At 58.3% G+C, this 16076-nt stretch carries 14 protein-coding genes and 2 tRNA genes; 10 read left to right on the forward strand and 6 right to left on the reverse strand.

Features of this window, described 5'->3' with window-relative positions; translation table 11 throughout:
* Positions 1 to 38 precede the first annotated feature (38 nt).
* A tRNA-Arg gene (locus tag AB5750_RS02450) sits at positions 39 to 115 on the reverse strand.
* 204 nt (positions 116 to 319) lie between these two features.
* Here AB5750_RS02450 and aroF point away from each other — a divergent pair.
* The 9 genes from aroF to glf all read left to right on the forward strand — a co-directional run bounded on the left by aroF (position 320) and on the right by glf (position 9956).
* Positions 320 to 1342 (forward strand): 3-deoxy-7-phosphoheptulonate synthase, encoded by a 1023-nt coding sequence (gene aroF, locus AB5750_RS02455; RefSeq protein WP_195503099.1) that lies wholly within the window; start codon positions 320 to 322, stop codon positions 1340 to 1342.
* Positions 1343 to 1345: 3 nt separating this feature from the next.
* Entirely contained in the window at positions 1346 to 2260 is a 915-nt protein-coding gene (locus tag AB5750_RS02460) for a prephenate dehydrogenase (protein ID WP_368145412.1), read from the forward strand.
* 36 nt (positions 2261 to 2296) lie between these two features.
* A complete protein-coding gene (gene aroB / locus AB5750_RS02465; protein WP_368145411.1) occupies positions 2297 to 3403 on the forward strand; it encodes a 3-dehydroquinate synthase in 1107 nt (368 codons plus the stop codon).
* Positions 3397 to 4716, forward strand: a complete 1320-nt coding sequence (gene aroA / locus AB5750_RS02470; RefSeq protein WP_368145410.1) for a 3-phosphoshikimate 1-carboxyvinyltransferase — start codon at positions 3397 to 3399, stop codon at positions 4714 to 4716. Before aroB ends, aroA begins: the two co-directional genes overlap by 7 nt.
* Before the next feature lies 1 nt (position 4717).
* Positions 4718 to 5815 carry a chorismate synthase gene (gene aroC, locus AB5750_RS02475; protein ID WP_368145409.1) on the forward strand — a complete coding sequence of 366 codons (1098 nt, stop codon included), beginning with the start codon at positions 4718 to 4720 and terminating at the stop codon, positions 5813 to 5815.
* A 39-nt stretch (positions 5816 to 5854) separates the two neighbouring features.
* On the forward strand, positions 5855 to 7000 hold the full coding sequence (gene pheA / locus AB5750_RS02480; RefSeq protein WP_368145408.1) for a prephenate dehydratase: 1146 nt from the start codon (positions 5855 to 5857) through the stop codon (positions 6998 to 7000).
* Positions 7001 to 8251 (forward strand): shikimate kinase, encoded by a 1251-nt coding sequence (locus AB5750_RS02485; RefSeq protein WP_368145407.1) that lies wholly within the window; start codon positions 7001 to 7003, stop codon positions 8249 to 8251. It begins immediately after the preceding gene.
* A gap of 64 nt (positions 8252 to 8315) precedes the next feature.
* Entirely contained in the window at positions 8316 to 8753 is a 438-nt protein-coding gene (gene aroQ / locus AB5750_RS02490; RefSeq protein WP_368145406.1) for a type II 3-dehydroquinate dehydratase, read from the forward strand.
* A gap of 78 nt (positions 8754 to 8831) precedes the next feature.
* Positions 8832 to 9956 carry a UDP-galactopyranose mutase gene (gene glf / locus AB5750_RS02495; RefSeq protein WP_368145405.1) on the forward strand — a complete coding sequence of 375 codons (1125 nt, stop codon included), beginning with the start codon at positions 8832 to 8834 and terminating at the stop codon, positions 9954 to 9956.
* 154 nt (positions 9957 to 10110) lie between these two features.
* On the opposite strand, the gene AB5750_RS02500 is transcribed toward glf, so the two are convergent.
* The 3 genes from AB5750_RS02500 to AB5750_RS02510 all read right to left on the reverse strand — a co-directional run bounded on the left by AB5750_RS02500 (position 10111) and on the right by AB5750_RS02510 (position 11866).
* Positions 10111 to 10187 (reverse strand) — tRNA-Arg (locus tag AB5750_RS02500).
* Between the two features lie 53 nt (positions 10188 to 10240).
* A complete protein-coding gene (locus AB5750_RS02505) occupies positions 10241 to 11008 on the reverse strand; it encodes an ABC transporter ATP-binding protein (protein ID WP_117776189.1) in 768 nt (255 codons plus the stop codon).
* Between the two features lie 12 nt (positions 11009 to 11020).
* A complete protein-coding gene (locus AB5750_RS02510; RefSeq protein WP_368145404.1) occupies positions 11021 to 11866 on the reverse strand; it encodes an ABC transporter permease in 846 nt (281 codons plus the stop codon).
* Positions 11867 to 12027: 161 nt separating this feature from the next.
* Between AB5750_RS02510 and AB5750_RS02515 the strand changes: the two genes are divergently transcribed.
* Positions 12028 to 12957 (forward strand): glycosyltransferase family 2 protein, encoded by a 930-nt coding sequence (locus AB5750_RS02515; protein ID WP_368145403.1) that lies wholly within the window; start codon positions 12028 to 12030, stop codon positions 12955 to 12957.
* A 31-nt stretch (positions 12958 to 12988) separates the two neighbouring features.
* Here the strand turns inward: AB5750_RS02515 and AB5750_RS02520 are convergent, their stop codons facing one another.
* Both AB5750_RS02520 and AB5750_RS02525 read right to left on the reverse strand, forming a co-directional pair.
* Positions 12989 to 14830, reverse strand: a complete 1842-nt coding sequence (locus AB5750_RS02520; RefSeq protein WP_368145402.1) for a glycosyltransferase — start codon at positions 14828 to 14830, stop codon at positions 12989 to 12991.
* Positions 14831 to 14862: 32 nt separating this feature from the next.
* The gene (locus AB5750_RS02525; RefSeq protein WP_368145401.1) at positions 14863 to 16050 is read right to left on the reverse strand and encodes a LicD family protein; all 1188 of its coding nucleotides are present in this window, start codon (positions 16048 to 16050) and stop codon (positions 14863 to 14865) included.
* Positions 16051 to 16076: the final 26 nt, after the last annotated feature.

Here is a 16076-nt window from a genome sequence, read left to right on the forward strand (position 1 = left end):
GCCCGGACCATGCGAGGTTCGGACGGTCTTACGTTCGATGGTGCCCCATGTTGGATTCGAACCAACGGCCTTCTGCTCCGGAGGCAGACGCTCTAATCCCCTGAGCTAATAGGGCCAACGTTTGGCATTATACCCAAGTGCACCACGGGCTATCAAAATAAAAGAAAAAGCTTTGCAATTCCGAGGAAGACGCGGCGCAACGGCCCACTTTAGAAGGCAAAAGCGAGTCAGATAGTATAAACTCTCATGCACCATATATACACGGCTCGCGATGCGGGCCGTTTTTGCAAAAGTTATCCATCGAGGTGAGAGGCACACCATGATTGCAATTTTAAAGCAGAGCGCCAGCGACGAGGCCGTCGGCCATATCGTCAGCTGGATTGAGAAAAAGGGCCTGAAGACCGATGTCTCGCGCGGCGAGAATGAGACGATTATCGGCCTGGTGGGCGATACGACCAAGATCGACCCGTTCCTGCTCGAGTCCATGGATGTCGTCGAGCGCGTGCAGCGCGTCTCCGAGCCGTTCAAGCGCGCCAACCGCAAGTTCCACCCCGAGGACTCCGTCATCGACTGCGGTCACGGCGTCAAGATCGGCGGCGACCAGTTCCAGGTCATCGCCGGTCCCTGCTCCGTCGAGGGCGAGAACCTCATCCGCATCGCACGCCGCGTGAAGGCCGCCGGCGCCACGATGCTGCGCGGCGGTGCCTACAAGCCCCGCACCTCCCCCTACGCCTACCAGGGCATGGGCCCCGCCGGCCTCGACCTGCTGTGCGAGGCGTCTGCCGAGCTCGACATGCCGATCGTCACCGAGATCATGGATCCACGCGACGTGCAGGTCTTCTTGGACAAGAAGATTGACGTCATGCAGATCGGCGCCCGCAACGCCCAGAACTTCCCTCTGCTCAAAGAGGTCGGCAAGACCAAGACCCCGGTCCTGCTCAAGCGCGGTATGTCCGGCACGATCGACGAGCTGCTCATGGCAGCCGAGTACATCATGAGCGAGGGCAACGACAACGTCATCCTGTGCGAGCGCGGCATCCGCACCTTCGAGACCCGCACCCGCAACACCTTCGACCTCAACGCCGTGCCGGTGCTGCACCACCTGTCGCACCTGCCCGTCGTCGCCGATCCCAGCCACGCCACCGGCTACACCCGCTACGTTGAGCCCATGGCGCTCGCCGCGACCGCCTGCGGCGCCAACGGCCTGGAGATCGAGGTCCACGACGAGCCGAGCCGCGCCTGGTCCGACGGCGCCCAGGCCCTCACCCCCGATCAGTTCGACGACACCATGCGCCGCATCCGAGCCATCCGCGAGGTTGTCTGCCAAGAGACCATGGAGTAGCCCATGGGTACGGTGAGAAACGCGCGCGTTAACCAGGGCGGCCCCAAGTGTGCCGGCATCGTCGGCCTTGGCCTCATCGGCGGCAGTTTTGCCCGCGGCTATGCGCAGGCGGGCGTCCGCGTGCTGGCCTGGGACCCCGATGACGATGTCATGACGGCCGCCAGCATGGGCACTGTCGCCAGAGAGCTCAACGACAAGACACTCGGCGAATGCGACATCATCGTCCTTGCCTGCTATCCCGAGGCATGCATCGAGTGGCTCGAGGCGCACGCCCAGGCGCTCGCCGACGCCACTGACACCGACGCCATCATGGGTCCCGTGGTGATCGACACCGTGGGCGTCAAGGGCATCGTGTGCGAGCGCGCCTTTGAGCTTGCCCGCGAGAACGGCTTTTACTTTGTGGGCGCGCACCCCATGGCGGGCACCCAGTTCTCGGGCTACGCGCACTCCCGCGCCGACCTGTTCCAGGGCGCTCCCCTGGTGCTCGTTCCGCCCGCGGTAGACGATGCCCTTAAGCTGGAGCTCTTGGGCCAGGTGCGCGAGATGGTGCGCCCCTTGGGCTTTGGCAAGTTCAGCGTGACCAGCGCCGCCGAGCACGACCGCGTCATCGCCTTCACGAGCCAGCTTGCGCACGTGGTGTCCAACGCCTACGTAAAGAGCCCGACCGCCCAGGTCCACCACGGCTTTTCGGCCGGTAGCTACCGCGATCTCACCCGCGTGGCGCACCTCAACCCGCAAATGTGGTCCGAGCTCATGATCGACGACGCCGACGCGCTCGCCTTCGAGATTGACCATCTGATCGAGTCGCTTGGCGCCTACAGCCGTGCGCTCAAGGACCGCGACCAGCGCTATCTGGAGAATCTCCTTGCCGAGGGCGACCGCATTAAGCGCGCGCTCGACGACGAGGCCTCCCACTAGACCACCTATCACGCCAGGTCGAAAGGACCGAAGCTTATGGCGATTACCATCGATATCGACACCGCACGCCCCTACCAGGTGCATGTTGGCACGTTTTTGCTGGAGCAGGCGGGACCGCTTGTGCGCGCCACTGCCGGCGGCACCAAGGCCGTCATCGTGACGGACACCAACGTGGGCCCGCTCTACCAGATGCCCGTTAAGCAGAGCCTGGAGGCATCAGGCTACGAGGTGAGTATCTGCACCTTCGAGGCCGGCGAGGCCCATAAGCGCGCCGAAACCTATGTTGCCATTTTGGAGTTTGTGGCCGAGCACGAGCTTTCGCGCTCCGACGTGATCGTGGCACTCGGCGGCGGCGTCGTGGGCGACGTGGCGGGCTTTGTGGCCGCCACCTACATGCGTGGCTGCAAGTTTGTGCAGATCCCCACGAGTCTGCTCGCCATGGTGGATTCGTCGGTGGGCGGCAAGACCGCCATCGACCTGGCTGCCGGCAAGAACCTGGCCGGCGCCTTTTGGCAGCCGAATGTGGTTATCGCCGACGTGGGGTGCCTGGCCACCCTTACGCCCGAGCAGTTCGCCGACGGCTGCGGCGAGGTCGTCAAGCACGCCGTGATCGCCGACCCAGAGCTTTTCGCCGAGCTGGAGAAGACCCCGCTCACGCTGGAGCTACTCAACCGCGATGTAGCCCGCGTAGCGCTCATCATCGCCCGCAATATTGACATCAAGCGCGCCGTGGTCGTTGCCGACGAGCGCGAGACCAACCAGCGCAAGCTGCTCAACTTTGGACACAGCGCCGGACACGCCGTCGAGGCCTGCGAGCACTTTGAGCTCGGACACGGCAACTGCGTGTCGATCGGCATGGGCATCATCACGCGCGCAGCGGCCCTGCACGGCGTTTGCGATGCTGCACTGCCCGGTCGTATTGAGGAGCTCTGCGCCCGCCATGGCCTCAAGACCCGCTGCGACCTAGATGCCGATGCCGTCTTTGCCGAGGCGCTGCACGACAAGAAGCGCACGGGCGACACCATCGACCTGGTGATTCCGCACGACATCGGCCGCTGCAGCATCGACCGCACGCCGCTTTCCACTTTCCACGAACTCATTGCCGAGGGCCTCGGCCAGAAGGGAGACGCATCCGCATGCTAGCCCGCATCACCCCGTCCCCGCTTAAGGGCACCGTTCCTGCCATCGCGTCCAAGTCGATGGCGCATCGCCTGATCATCTGCGCCGCGCTTGCCAACGGCGAGACACACGTCGCCTGCAACACCACCTGCGCCGACATCGAGGCCACGGTCCGCTGCCTCACGGCGCTCGGCGCTCGCATCGAGACCGTCGAGGACGGCTTCCAGGTCCACCCCACTATGAAGAGCGTTGAGTTTGGCCTGCTCAAGGCCCTTGCCGGTGGCACGCTCGACTGCGGCGAGAGCGGCTCCACGCTGCGTTTTATGCTGCCTGTCGCCTGTGCGCTGGGTGCGGAGGCCACCTTTGTGGGCCAAGGTCGCCTAGGCGCCCGCCCGCTCTCCCCGCTCTCGGACGAAATCATCGCCGCCGGCTGCGACCTGCAGGGTCTGGGCGGTTTTCCGCTCAAGACGAGCGGCCGCATGCGCCCGGGCACCTTTATGCTTCCGGGCAACGTGAGCTCGCAGTACATCTCGGGCCTGCTGCTGGCAGCCCCGCTGCTGGCCCAGCCCTCCTGCGTGCAGGTAACCGGCCTCATCGAGAGCCGCCCCTACATCAACTTGACAATCCAGGCCATGAAGGCCTTTGGCGTCGAGGTCAACGTCGAGCGCATTCCGGCCAAGGACGGCCAGCCCGAGGTCACGAACTTCCGCGTGAGCAGTGGCTCGTACCGCACGCCCGGCAGCGTAGCCGTCGAGGGCGACTGGTCCAACGCCGCCTTTTGGCTGAGCGCCGGCGCCATCGGCACCGACCCCATCACCGTCGAGGGCGTGTCGCTAAGCTCCGCACAGGGCGACCGTAACGTGCTTGCCGCGCTTTCGCGCTTTGGCGCCCGCATCGTGCGCTCCACCAACGCCGCCACCGTGCAGTCCGACAAGCTCGCCGGCTTTGAGATGAGTGCCCACGACATTCCGGACCTGGTGCCCGTCATCTCGGCCGTGGCCTCGCTGGCACAGGGCCGCACCTTTATCCGCGATTGCGCCCGTCTACGCATCAAGGAATCCGACCGTCTGGTCACCACCACCCGCGAGCTCACCGCGCTGGGCGCGCAGGTGCGCATTGCCGGCGATGACCTCATCATCAAGGGTGTCGATGCCTTCACCGGCGGCGAGGTCGATTCGCACAACGACCATCGCATCGCCATGATGGCCGCTATCGCCGCGAGCCGCGCCACCGGCGAGGTCGTAATCCACGGCGCCGAGGCCGTCAACAAGTCCTATCCCGATTTCTTCGACCACTACCGCCTGCTGGGCGGCAAGGTCACACTCGAGGAGGAATAGCATGTCCTCGACCTTTGGCAACGTCTTGCACTTAAGCATCTTCGGCCAGTCGCACTCCCCCGCCATCGGCTGCTCACTCGATGGCATCCCGGCGGGCATCGCCGTGGACCAGGAGCAGCTGCAGGCCTTCCTTGACCGTCGCGCCCCCGGTCGCGACGAGACCGCAACCAAACGCCGCGAGGCTGACGCCGCGCACATCATCGCCGGTGTTGTCGATGGACATACCACCGGCGCGCCCATCGCCGCGATTATCGAGAACACCAACACGCGCTCCAAGGATTACTCCGAGCTGCGCCGCAAGCCCCGCCCCGGACATGCGGACTTCCCTGCGCGCGTGAAGTATCACAACATGCACGATGTCGCCGGTGGCGGGCATTTCTCCGGCCGCCTAACGGCACCCCTGTGCATCGCCGGCGGCATTGCGCTGCAGGCACTCGAAGCCCGCGGCATTAAAGTGATGGCGCATGTGGCGCAGATCGGCGACATCTCCGACCTGCCGATGGACGACATGGTCTATCGCGAGGCCGACCGCAAGGCGATCCTTACGAACGATCTGCCGTGCATTGACGCCGCCGCAGCCGGCCGCATGCGCGAGGAGATTCTGGCCGCGCGCGACGAGCTCGACAGTATCGGCGGCATCGTGGAGTGCGGCATCTACGGGCTTCCCGCGGGCATCGGCGACCCCATGTTCGACGGCATCGAGAACCGCATCGCGCAAATCGCGTTTGGCATTCCCGCCGTAAAGGGCGTGGAGTTTGGCATGGGCTTTGCCGTGGCCGCCATGCGCGGCAGCGAGAACAACGACCCGTACCGCGTTGATGCCGAGACCGGCGAGATCGAGGTCGAGTCCAATAACGCCGGCGGCATCCTGGGCGGCATCTCCACCGGCGTGCCCGTCATGTGGCGCATGGCCGTAAAGCCGACGCCCTCCATTGGCCGCGAGCAGCAGACCGTAGACATGGACGCTATGGAAAATGCCGAGCTCTCGGTCCACGGCCGTCACGATCCCTGCATCGTCCCCCGAGCCGTCCCCGTAGCCGAAGCAGCCGCCGCCCTCGCCATCTGGGACGCCCTCCTCGAGGACACAGGCCAGCGCTAATCCGCCCACCCCAGGCAACGATTCACGAAAGGGGCCTCCATGGACCTTGCCGATATTCGCCAGGCCATCGATGGCATCGACGCCACGCTCCTCAACAGCTTTGTCGAGCGTATGGACATTGCCACCGAGGTCGCCAAATCAAAGATCGAGATGGGCAAGGCCGTCTTCGACCCCGCCCGTGAGCGCTCCAAGCTCAACAATCTCGCCAGCCGCGCGCCCGAGCGCTACGAGGCGCAGACCATCACCCTGTTCCGCCTCCTCATGAGCATGAGCAAGGCCGAGCAGCAGCGCTACATCAACGAGCTCAAGGGCATCACTGTCTCGCAAAAGGCACACGCCACGGCTGCAGCCTCCGACACGCCCTTCCCTCAAACGGCCACCGTTGCCTGCCAGGGCGTTGAGGGCGCTTACAGTCAAATCGCCGCGTGCAAGCTCTTCGACGTGCCGGATATTGCGTTCTTCGAGACCTTCGAGGGCGTCATGCGCGCCGTACGCGACGGGTTCTGCGAGTTTGGCGTGCTGCCCATCGAGAACTCCACCGCCGGCTCGGTCAACGCCGTCTACGACCTGCTCGCCCAGTTCGACTTCCACATCGTGCGCTCGCTTCGCCTCAAGATCGACCACAACTTGCTCGTCAAGCCCGGCACCAAGCTCGCGGACATACGCGAGGTCTACAGCCACGGTCAGGCCATCGCGCAGTGCGCTAGCTTTATCGAGTCCCAAGACCTGCACGCCACCAAGTACCCTAACACGGCCATGTCGGCCGAGATGGTCGCCAGCTCCGAGCGTACCGATGTCGCCGCTATCGCCTCGCGCAGCTGTGCCGCGCTGTATGGTATGGAGGTGTTGGAATCCAACATCCAGGACTCGGACAACAACTACACGCGCTTTGTCGTCATCAGCCGCGAGCCGCGCGTCTACCCCGGCGCTAATCGCACCTCGCTCATGATCACCACGGCCAACGAGCCGGGCGCCCTCTATCGCGTGCTCGAGCGCTTCTACGCACTCAACATCAACCTGATCAAGCTCGAGAGCCGCCCCATCCCCGGCCGCGACTTTGAGTTTATGTTCTACTTTGACCTGGACTGCCCCTTTGGCAGCAAGGCACTCGACGACCTGCTCGATTCCATCGACGACGTGTGCGAGAGCTTTACCTACTTTGGCAGCTACACGGAGGTGCTCTAGATGACCGATACCGCCGCAACCCGTCCCTATGGCGTGCTGGGCCGCGTGCTGGGCCACAGCTACACCCCGACCATCTACAAGGAGCTGGCGGGGCTTGAGTACGTGCGTTTTGAGCGCGAGCCCGAGGACCTCGCGGCCTTTATGAGGGGCGACGAGTGGGAGGGCACCAACGTGACCATCCCCTACAAGCGCGCCGTCATGGAGTACCTGGACGAGCTGAGCCCGCTGGCCGAGCGCATGGGCAACGTTAACACCATCACACGCCTGCCCGACGGCCGCCTGCGCGGTGACAACACTGACTATTTCGGTTTTCAGTGCCTAGTCGAGGAATTGGGCGTAGAGGTTGCCGGCAAGAAGGCTCTCGTGCTCGGAGCCACTGGCGGTGCAGGCACCACGGCAAGTATGGTGCTGGGAGATCTGGGCGCCATCGTTGTGCCCGTGGGTCGCACGAGCGAGGTCAACTACGGCAATATCGCGCAGCAGTCCGACGCCGCCCTGCTCGTCAACTGCACGCCTGCCGGCATGTTCCCCCACTGCCCCGACGCGCCTTGCACGCTCGAAGGGCTCGATGCGCTCGAAGGCGTTATCGACATTGTCTACAACCCCGCCCGCACGGGACTCATGCTCGAGGCCGAGCGCCGCGGTATCCCCTGCATCGGCGGTCTGCTGATGCTCGTGGCCCAGGCGGCACAGGCCGTCGAGCGCTATACCGGCCAGGTCACCCCGCGCGAGCGTATCCTGGACGTAACGGAGCGCCTGTCGCGCCAAGAGCAGAACATCGCCCTGATTGGCATGCCGGGCTCGGGCAAAACCCGCGTGGGTGAGCAGATTGCCCTGCGCACGGGTCGCGAGCACATCGACTTGGACGCCGCGCTTGAGAAGCGTCTGGGCATGCCCTGCGCCGACTTTATCGTCGAGCGCGGCGAGACGGCGTTCCGCGAACAGGAGACGGCTACGCTGGCCGACATCTCCAAGCGCAGCGGCCTGGTGCTTTCCACCGGCGGCGGCGTGGTCACGCGCGACGAGAACTACCCGCTGCTGCACCAGAATAGCCAGATCGTGATGCTCAACCGCAAGCTCGACGAGCTCGCCCACAAGGGCCGCCCCATCACCGCGCGCGACGGCATCGATAAGCTGGCCGAACAGCGCATGCCGCGCTATCGCGCTTGGGCCGACTACATCATCGACTCACGCGACTGCGCTGCCAACACCGCCCATGCCCTCCTCGACACCCTCCCACCCGCTCTCTAACCAAAACCACCACAAAGGGGACAGGCACCTTTGTGGTGGTTTTTCAACCGCAAAGGAAGCAACCATGAAAGCACTCGTCATCAACGGCCCCAATCTAAACATGCTCGGCATTCGCGAGCCGGGCATCTACGGCAGCGACAACTACGACCGCCTGGTCCAGATTTGCCAGGAAGCGGGCGCCGCACAGGGCTTCGACGAGGTCGAGGTCTTCCAGTCTAACCACGAGGGCAGCATCGTCGACAAGATCCAGGAGGCCTGCGGCAAGGTCGACGGCATCGTCATAAACCCGGCCGCCTATACGCATACGAGCGTCGCGATCCTCGACGCCCTCAAGGCCGTCGCCATCCCTGCCGTCGAGGTCCACATCAGCGCCGTCGAGACCCGCGAGGACTTCCGCCAGGTGAGCTATGCACGCCTAGCCTGCTTCGCCACCATCACCGGCGAGGGCCTGAAGGGCTACGCACATGCGCTAGAGATGTTGAAAGAGCATCTGCTACACTAATCCCTGGGACAAAGACATCAGATATGTTTGTCCCTAAACTAAAGTAACTGTCCAATCGACATACAAAGGAGCATATCCATGTCCCAGTACGATTACCTCGTCGTCGGTGCCGGCCTTTCGGGCGCCGTCTTCGCCAATGCCGCCAAGCGCGCCGGCAAGTCGGTTCTGGTCATCGACCGCCGCGACCACATCGCCGGCAACGTCTACACCGAGGACGTCGAGGGCATCCAAGTCCACCGCTACGGCGCGCACATCTTCCACACCTCCATGAAGGACGTCTGGGGCTACGTCAACCGCTTCGCCGAGTTCAACAACTACGTCAACTCGCCGGTAGCCAACTTCCACGGCAACATGTACAACATGCCCTTCAACATGAACACCTTCGCCAAGATGTGGCCGGGCGTCGTCACGCCGGCAGATGCCAAGGCCAAGATTGCCGAGCAGGTGGCCGCCGAGAACATCGGAGAGCCGACAAACCTCGAGGAGCAGGCGCTGTCGCTCGTCGGCCGCGACATCTTCGAGACGCTCGTGAAGGGCTACACCGAGAAGCAGTGGGGCCGCGACTGCAAGGACCTGCCCGCGAGCATCATAAAGCGCCTCCCCTGCCGCTTCACCTACGATAACAACTACTTCAACGACCGCTACCAGGGCATCCCCATGGGCGGCTACACCAAGATGGTCGCCAACATGCTCGAGGGCGTCGAGGTGCGCTGCGGCGTGGAGTACAAGGAGCTGGCCGCCGCCGAGCCCGATATCGCCGCCAGGACGATCTACTGCGGCCCCATCGACTCGTTCTACGACTTTAAGCTGGGCACACTCGAGTACCGCAGCCTGCGCTTCGAGACCGAGACACTCGACGAGCAGGACCACCAGGGCGTGGCCGTGGTCAACTACACCGAGCGCGAGGTCCCCTATACCCGCATCATCGAGCACAAGCACTTCGAGTTCGGCACGCAGGAGAAGACCGTCATCACGCGCGAGTACCCGGCGGATTGGAAGCCCGGCGACGAGCCCTACTACCCCATCAACGACGCCAAGAACGAGGCCCTCTACAAGCAGTACGAGGAGCTGGCGGCGCAGGAGGGCGACGTGGTCTTCGCCGGTCGCCTGGGCGGCTACAAGTACTACGACATGGACAAGGCCATCGCCGCCGCCTTCGAGCTCGTCCGCAACGAGCTGGGCGTGGTGCCGACAGAGGCGTAGGGAGCTCAACGACTCGAGAACGACAACCAAATTCGCAAGAAGCAATAAGCCCGGTGCAGCGATGCTACACCGGGCTTATTGTTGAGGGAGCACTGCACGCCCACATGCCCAAAAAGCAAAGACCCGGCATTATACCGGGTCTTCAAAAACTCTCTGGTGCTCCATGGCGGATTCGAACCGTCGACCTTGGGATTAGAAGTCCCCTGCTCTATCCAACTGAGCTAATGGAGCATAAAGCCGGGCGTCCAAGCGGGTACAAGTTCACACGGCCAATAAATTATAACCTACTTGAACTGGTCGTGGTACGCCTTGCAGACCTCGTCCACGGGACCATCCATGCGCAGATCACCCTTCTCGATCCACACAGCACGCTGGCAAATACGCTCAACCTGCTCCATGGAGTGAGAAACGAACAAGACCGTGACGTCGCCACTCTCAATAAAGTGCTGAATACGGCGCTCGCATTTCTGCTGGAAAAAGACATCGCCAACAGAAAGCGTCTCATCGACGATGAGAATATCGGGCTCGGTAATCGTAGCGATAGCAAAGGCGATACGCGCGACCATACCCGACGAGAAGTTCTTCAAGGGCATGTCAACGAAGTCTTTAAGCTCGGCGAACTCAATAATCTCGTCAAAACTAGCGTCGATAAACTCCTTGGTATAGCCAAGCAGCGCACCGTTCAGATAGATGTTCTCACGAGCCGTAAGCTCCGGGTCAAAGCCAGCACCAAGCTCAATCAGCGGCGCAATATTGCCGTGAACCTTAACCTCACCTTCGCTGGGCTCCAAAACGCCAGCGATGATCTTGAGCATCGTAGACTTGCCGGAACCGTTAGTACCAACAAGGCCAACGACCTCGCCACGATGCACATCAAATGAAATGTGCTTAAGCGCACGGAATTCCTCAAAGAACAGCTCATGCTTCGCGAGCTTAATAAAATACTCTTTGAGGTTCGTAAGCGACTCGGACGCCATGTTAAAGATCATGGTGACGTCTTTGACCTCAACAGCAAGGGGCTGCTTGCTGTAATCAATAGCAGATTCAGTCATGAGCAGCACTCCTTAGATGTAGAGGATAAACTTGTGCTCGGTCTTGTGAAAGACGGCGTAACCAATAGCAAGAGCAAGAATAGCCCAAACAGCACACAGCCCAAAGGTAAGCGCAGAAGGCACGGTATTAAACAGGAAGATATCACGCATAAACTGGAGGTAGTTGTACATGGGATTCACAACCACAAGGACCTGGATCCAATGTGCCATTTTGCTAATGAAGTCGGTTGTCCAGAAAATCGGCGTCAGATACATCCAGGCCGTGATAACAACGGTCCACAGGTGCATAACATCGCGGAAAAAAACCGCCAGCGCAGACAGCATCATGCCCAAGCCCATGCAGAAACACATGAGCAGGAGCAAGCAAACCGGCAGCAGAATTAAATGCCAGGTGGGAAGCACGTGGAACCAAAGCATAACCAAGGCGACGGCAACCAAAGAGAAGGCGAAGTTAACGAGCGAGAACAGCACCTTCTGCACCGGAAAGACCCAACGGTGCACCTTAACCTTCTTAAGCAGAGAGGAAGCCCAAATGATGGACATAAGCGCTTGGTTCGTCGACTCGGACATGACAGAGAACGTCACGTTACCGACGATCAAGTAAAGCGGATACATTTCGGGCGTAATAGAACCATTGCGACCTTGCGCGAAGATTGTCGAAAACACGATCGACATAACAATCATCATCAGCAGCGGGTTAAGCACGGACCATGCCACACCCAGAACACTGCGACGATATTTAATCTTAAAATCTTTGGTGACAAGCTGCTTAAGAATGAACTTGTCCTTTTCAAAATCATTTTTAGCGTGAGAGGCCGGTTTAGCCACCGCTTTCTGACTCTCTACGTTGTCAGCCACGGACCATCTCCTTGTCTCGTAAAACATAACAGTGGAAAGTATAGCCCTCCCACGTTGACGATAACTCACCGCAACAAATCTGGAGAACTAACCCATATCTAATCAAAGGGGCAGACGATAGGTATACTTTCGACCCGTTGATTCATTAAAGGAGGTCCTACATGGACTATTCGAATACCGCCGTCATAATCCCCTGCTACAACGAAGCGCTGACGATTGGCAAAGTTGTCGACGATTTTCATCGAGAGTTACCCGGTGCAACCGTCTTTGTATATGACAACAACTCGTCTGATGGCACTTCGCAAATCGCCAAGCAGCACGGTGCCACGGTGCGCCACGAGCCCAGACAGGGCAAAGGCAACGTGTGCCGCCAAATGTTCCGTGATGTCGACGCCGAATGCTATCTAATGGTTGATGGAGACGACACTTACCCCGCCGAGGCGGCAAAGGCGCTTTGCGAGCCCATCCTTAACGGCGAAGCCGATATGACCGTTGGCGATCGCCTGTCAAACGGCACCTATGCCGAAGAGAACAAGAGGGCCTTCCACGGCTTTGGCAACAATCTTGTTCGCGCCATGATCAAGTGGATTTACGGCTACAGCTTTGACGACGTGATGACCGGCTACCGAGCCATGAGCAGACCCTTCGTCAAGAGCTTCCCCGTTTTGAGCGAGGGCTTCCAGATTGAGACCGAGCTCTCCATCCACGCTGTCGATCACCGCTGGCGAATTAAAGACGTGCCGGTGGAGTATCGCGATCGGCCCGCAGGCTCCGAGTCCAAGCTCAACACCGTTAGCGACGGCATCAAGGTCATCGCAATGATTGGAACGCTCTTTAAAGACTATCGTCCGCTCAAGTTCTTTACCCTTATAGCGCTCATCTTCGCCATCATAGGCCTTGCCCTCGGAATTCCAATTGTTGTGGAGTACTTCCAAACCGGCTTAGTCCCCCGCTTCCCCACGGCCATACTTGCGGCCTCATTCATGTTCCTGTGTGGGTTGAGCCTAGCAACGGGACTAATCCTCGACTCAGTTGCAAAAGTCGAAAGAAAACAATGGGAGTTACAAGCCTATAAAACCTATTCAAAATAAGAAGAGGTCCGGACTTAATCCGGACCTCTTCTTATTTCAGACCTAAATACTGTTCCCAAAACTCTCGCGAAGTCATGTACGGCATGGCATCTTTCCATGCCCCCCTGGCACTCTTGCCCTCTTTACGATAGCGCGCCATCAGTTCGTGCTCTCGGCGGCGAATACTCTTGAACCGCGCCCGATCCATCGTGCGGACCGACCCCTTCTCGCGGGTCGGATCAAGAAATACCAGCGTCTTGCAACGCGTCGAATTGCCTTCAAGCGTACAGCTGCCATTCTTAACTGCATAGCCGGGCTTTCCGCGCAACAGCGCATCGGGAAGATAGTGTTTGTCGTAAGGAATAGATCTCCAATACTTCATAAATTTCGAAGGATGGAATTCCAGATTAACATTAGCGAGCACTTGCTCCGTAACCCCAGCCTTGCGAAGAAGCTCTGGATCCATTTCGGAAACAGGAATCAGCTTTTCGTTTAACTTACCCTTACCAATCATCGTCGCGGCGCCATCAAGCTTCTGGAGATACTCAGGGCCGCGCAGATAGTCCTCAAAGCCATCAAGGATAAACTCAGCAGCCTGATAATCCATATCGCGCAAGTTCTGACGTACCCCTCGCTGAATACGAAGGACAAACATTTTCTCATCAGCACAATCATCGAGTGAAATCATGGCAAAGAAGTTGCGGAAGTACTGGTAGCAGTCAACCGAAGCGCGGAAACGCCCCTCAAAGCTTGCATGCCACACGCAAATGCAATTCATGGTCATGTAGACAGGCTTATTGCGCATGCCAAACTCAACATCGTCACAGCGGATGAAGAAAGGCATGGGAAGACCGTTCTTTTCGATAGCCTTCACCGGAATGCAGCTATACCACCAAGCTCCATAGGCCTGGTCAACCTCAACACTCGTACGCTCGTTTTCGAGAATGTCAGCCAGCTTGCCAACATTCAGATCTTCTTTTACTCGACGATAGGCACCAGTAGTCGTCACATACGAGACATCCTCAAACTGACGAGTGGGATCCTCCATCGAAAGCATGGCGCCATTAATAAAGGCATCCTTATATTTGCCCCTAGCAAGAGAGAGCAGGTTGAACGTACGAATCAAACTCTCGGGCATGATAGAGACATCGTCATCCATCAAGATGATATGGGTGAACCGATCAGGAGTTTCAGTAGCCGCCATCATTCCACGCGCGAATCCCCCCGAACCGCCCGTATTGGGATTCGGGAGCACGGTGACTAGCCCATCGGAAAGTGATGCAGAATCGAGCGTCTGCCCATTGTCGACGACAAACATGTGGAAGTGGTCGCGAATCGGACCGTCCTCTTTGGAGATGCCTGCTTTAACGAGTTCAATATTCGGAAGAATGTACTGCTCATTCTTAAATGTAGTAGTAGAAAGAGCAAGATTGATCTGGTTAATTGAGTCCTCAGGAACATCAGTCAGATAAGAGGCGTTCAAGAGGTCTACGGAATAGCTCTCATCACTCTCAATCCTAAAACCGATCAAGTCGTAGCCGGTTGTATCGATATCGATATCGAGAACGCAAGGATCAACTTTATCGCCATCAAAAGGATAAGATTTAAGCTCGACGGGATTCAGTTCGCAAGATCTCACTCCATGAACGACAACCCGGCCCCTGCCAAATAAAGCCATATGCAAGACGACGCCGCCAACAGACGCATATTGATGCCATTTGCCAGCAGATAAGCCATTCACATACGTCAAAAAGTCAACGTTTCCATTGATATGAAGTGAATGAATGTCGTCATCATACGAAGCATCACCAGAGAGCACGCGATAGTAGAGTTCGGGAAAATCCTTTGCATGCTTTTCAACTTTAAGTACAACATTCGCAAGTTTAAACTGCATTTCAAATACCTTAATCAAAGCCGTTGTAACTACTAATTACATTCGACGACAAACTTTGCCATCGCGGAGCGAACATCAGGATCAGACAAAACATCCTTTGCAAAATGATCATGCCCGCAGATGTCCATAGGCATGTAAGGCCATCCAGGATAACAGGCGTCAGCGACCTTTTCCGCTTTCGCAGGAACCGAAAAAGAGAAACCGCCAAACGGATGCTTTCTTACGGGAAGAATATCGTTGCGATCCCAAATTATTATTCGCTTAGGGGCATCAAAAACGTTATCGATCGCGTATGCAAAATCGCCATGAGGCTCATCGGTCAACAAACCAAGTGCATGAGCCTTTTCGTTAAACGAATCGAATACGCTCTGGACAAGATCAATCTCCGCAGAAGAAACAACTGTTCTCTGAGCTTCCAAGTCAACATCCCCGCACTGCACGCTAAGACCACTGTCGGGATGAAACATCCAAGGATTATCTTTCCAAAAACTAAACTCATGTTCATTTTTGTCAAAGAAATCCATAAGCTCAATTCTGAGTTGCCTAAGTCGATCGTTCGCGCGCTTGGAATTCTCGGCCGCACGGTCGTAAATCGAAATGTCCACAAAACAAGGTATAAGCGAATTAGTTGAACAAAAGCGAACTTGACGGCACTTTACAAACCAGTCATATACAAGAGTGATTTGATATTCAGGGTCGTCTTTTAAAGCGGCAGTGAGCTTATCCACATCGGACCTAAGCATGCAGATATCAATATCGTCGTCCCAAGGAATAAAACCCGATCGAGACAAGGTGCCAACAAGAGAACCATAAGAAAGCCAGTATTGAATATTATTGGCAGCACAAATCGCGTCTAGCTTACTCATCAACGCCGCGTTTGCCTGCTGCATCAATCGAATATCACCCTCGGCGTCGGGCAATGCATCAAAGATTTTGCAACGGAGCTCAAAAGGGGTGAGATCGGGGTACGCACGTCGCGCTAACAATTCAAAGCGAAGCCTCATTTGTTCTGACAGACTTTGTTGGCGTTGCTTGAGCAATTCAATTTCTGGAAATAGCCGAGTATCGAATTTGTAATTGATATTCATATTGATACCGTTATCGGCCTGCTCAATACGGGCGAAAACCTCGTCAAAACGACGGTCCATATCCTCATGCATAGCATGCAACGATCGGGATGAGCCAGGGAGGATCTTTTTAATAGTAGAAAGCAAGGACATGGCTTAACCTTCGCAACAACAAACAA

It is taken from the genome of Collinsella aerofaciens, from assembly GCF_040926185.1.
In the GTDB taxonomy this organism is placed as follows: domain Bacteria; phylum Actinomycetota; class Coriobacteriia; order Coriobacteriales; family Coriobacteriaceae; genus Collinsella; species Collinsella aerofaciens_BC.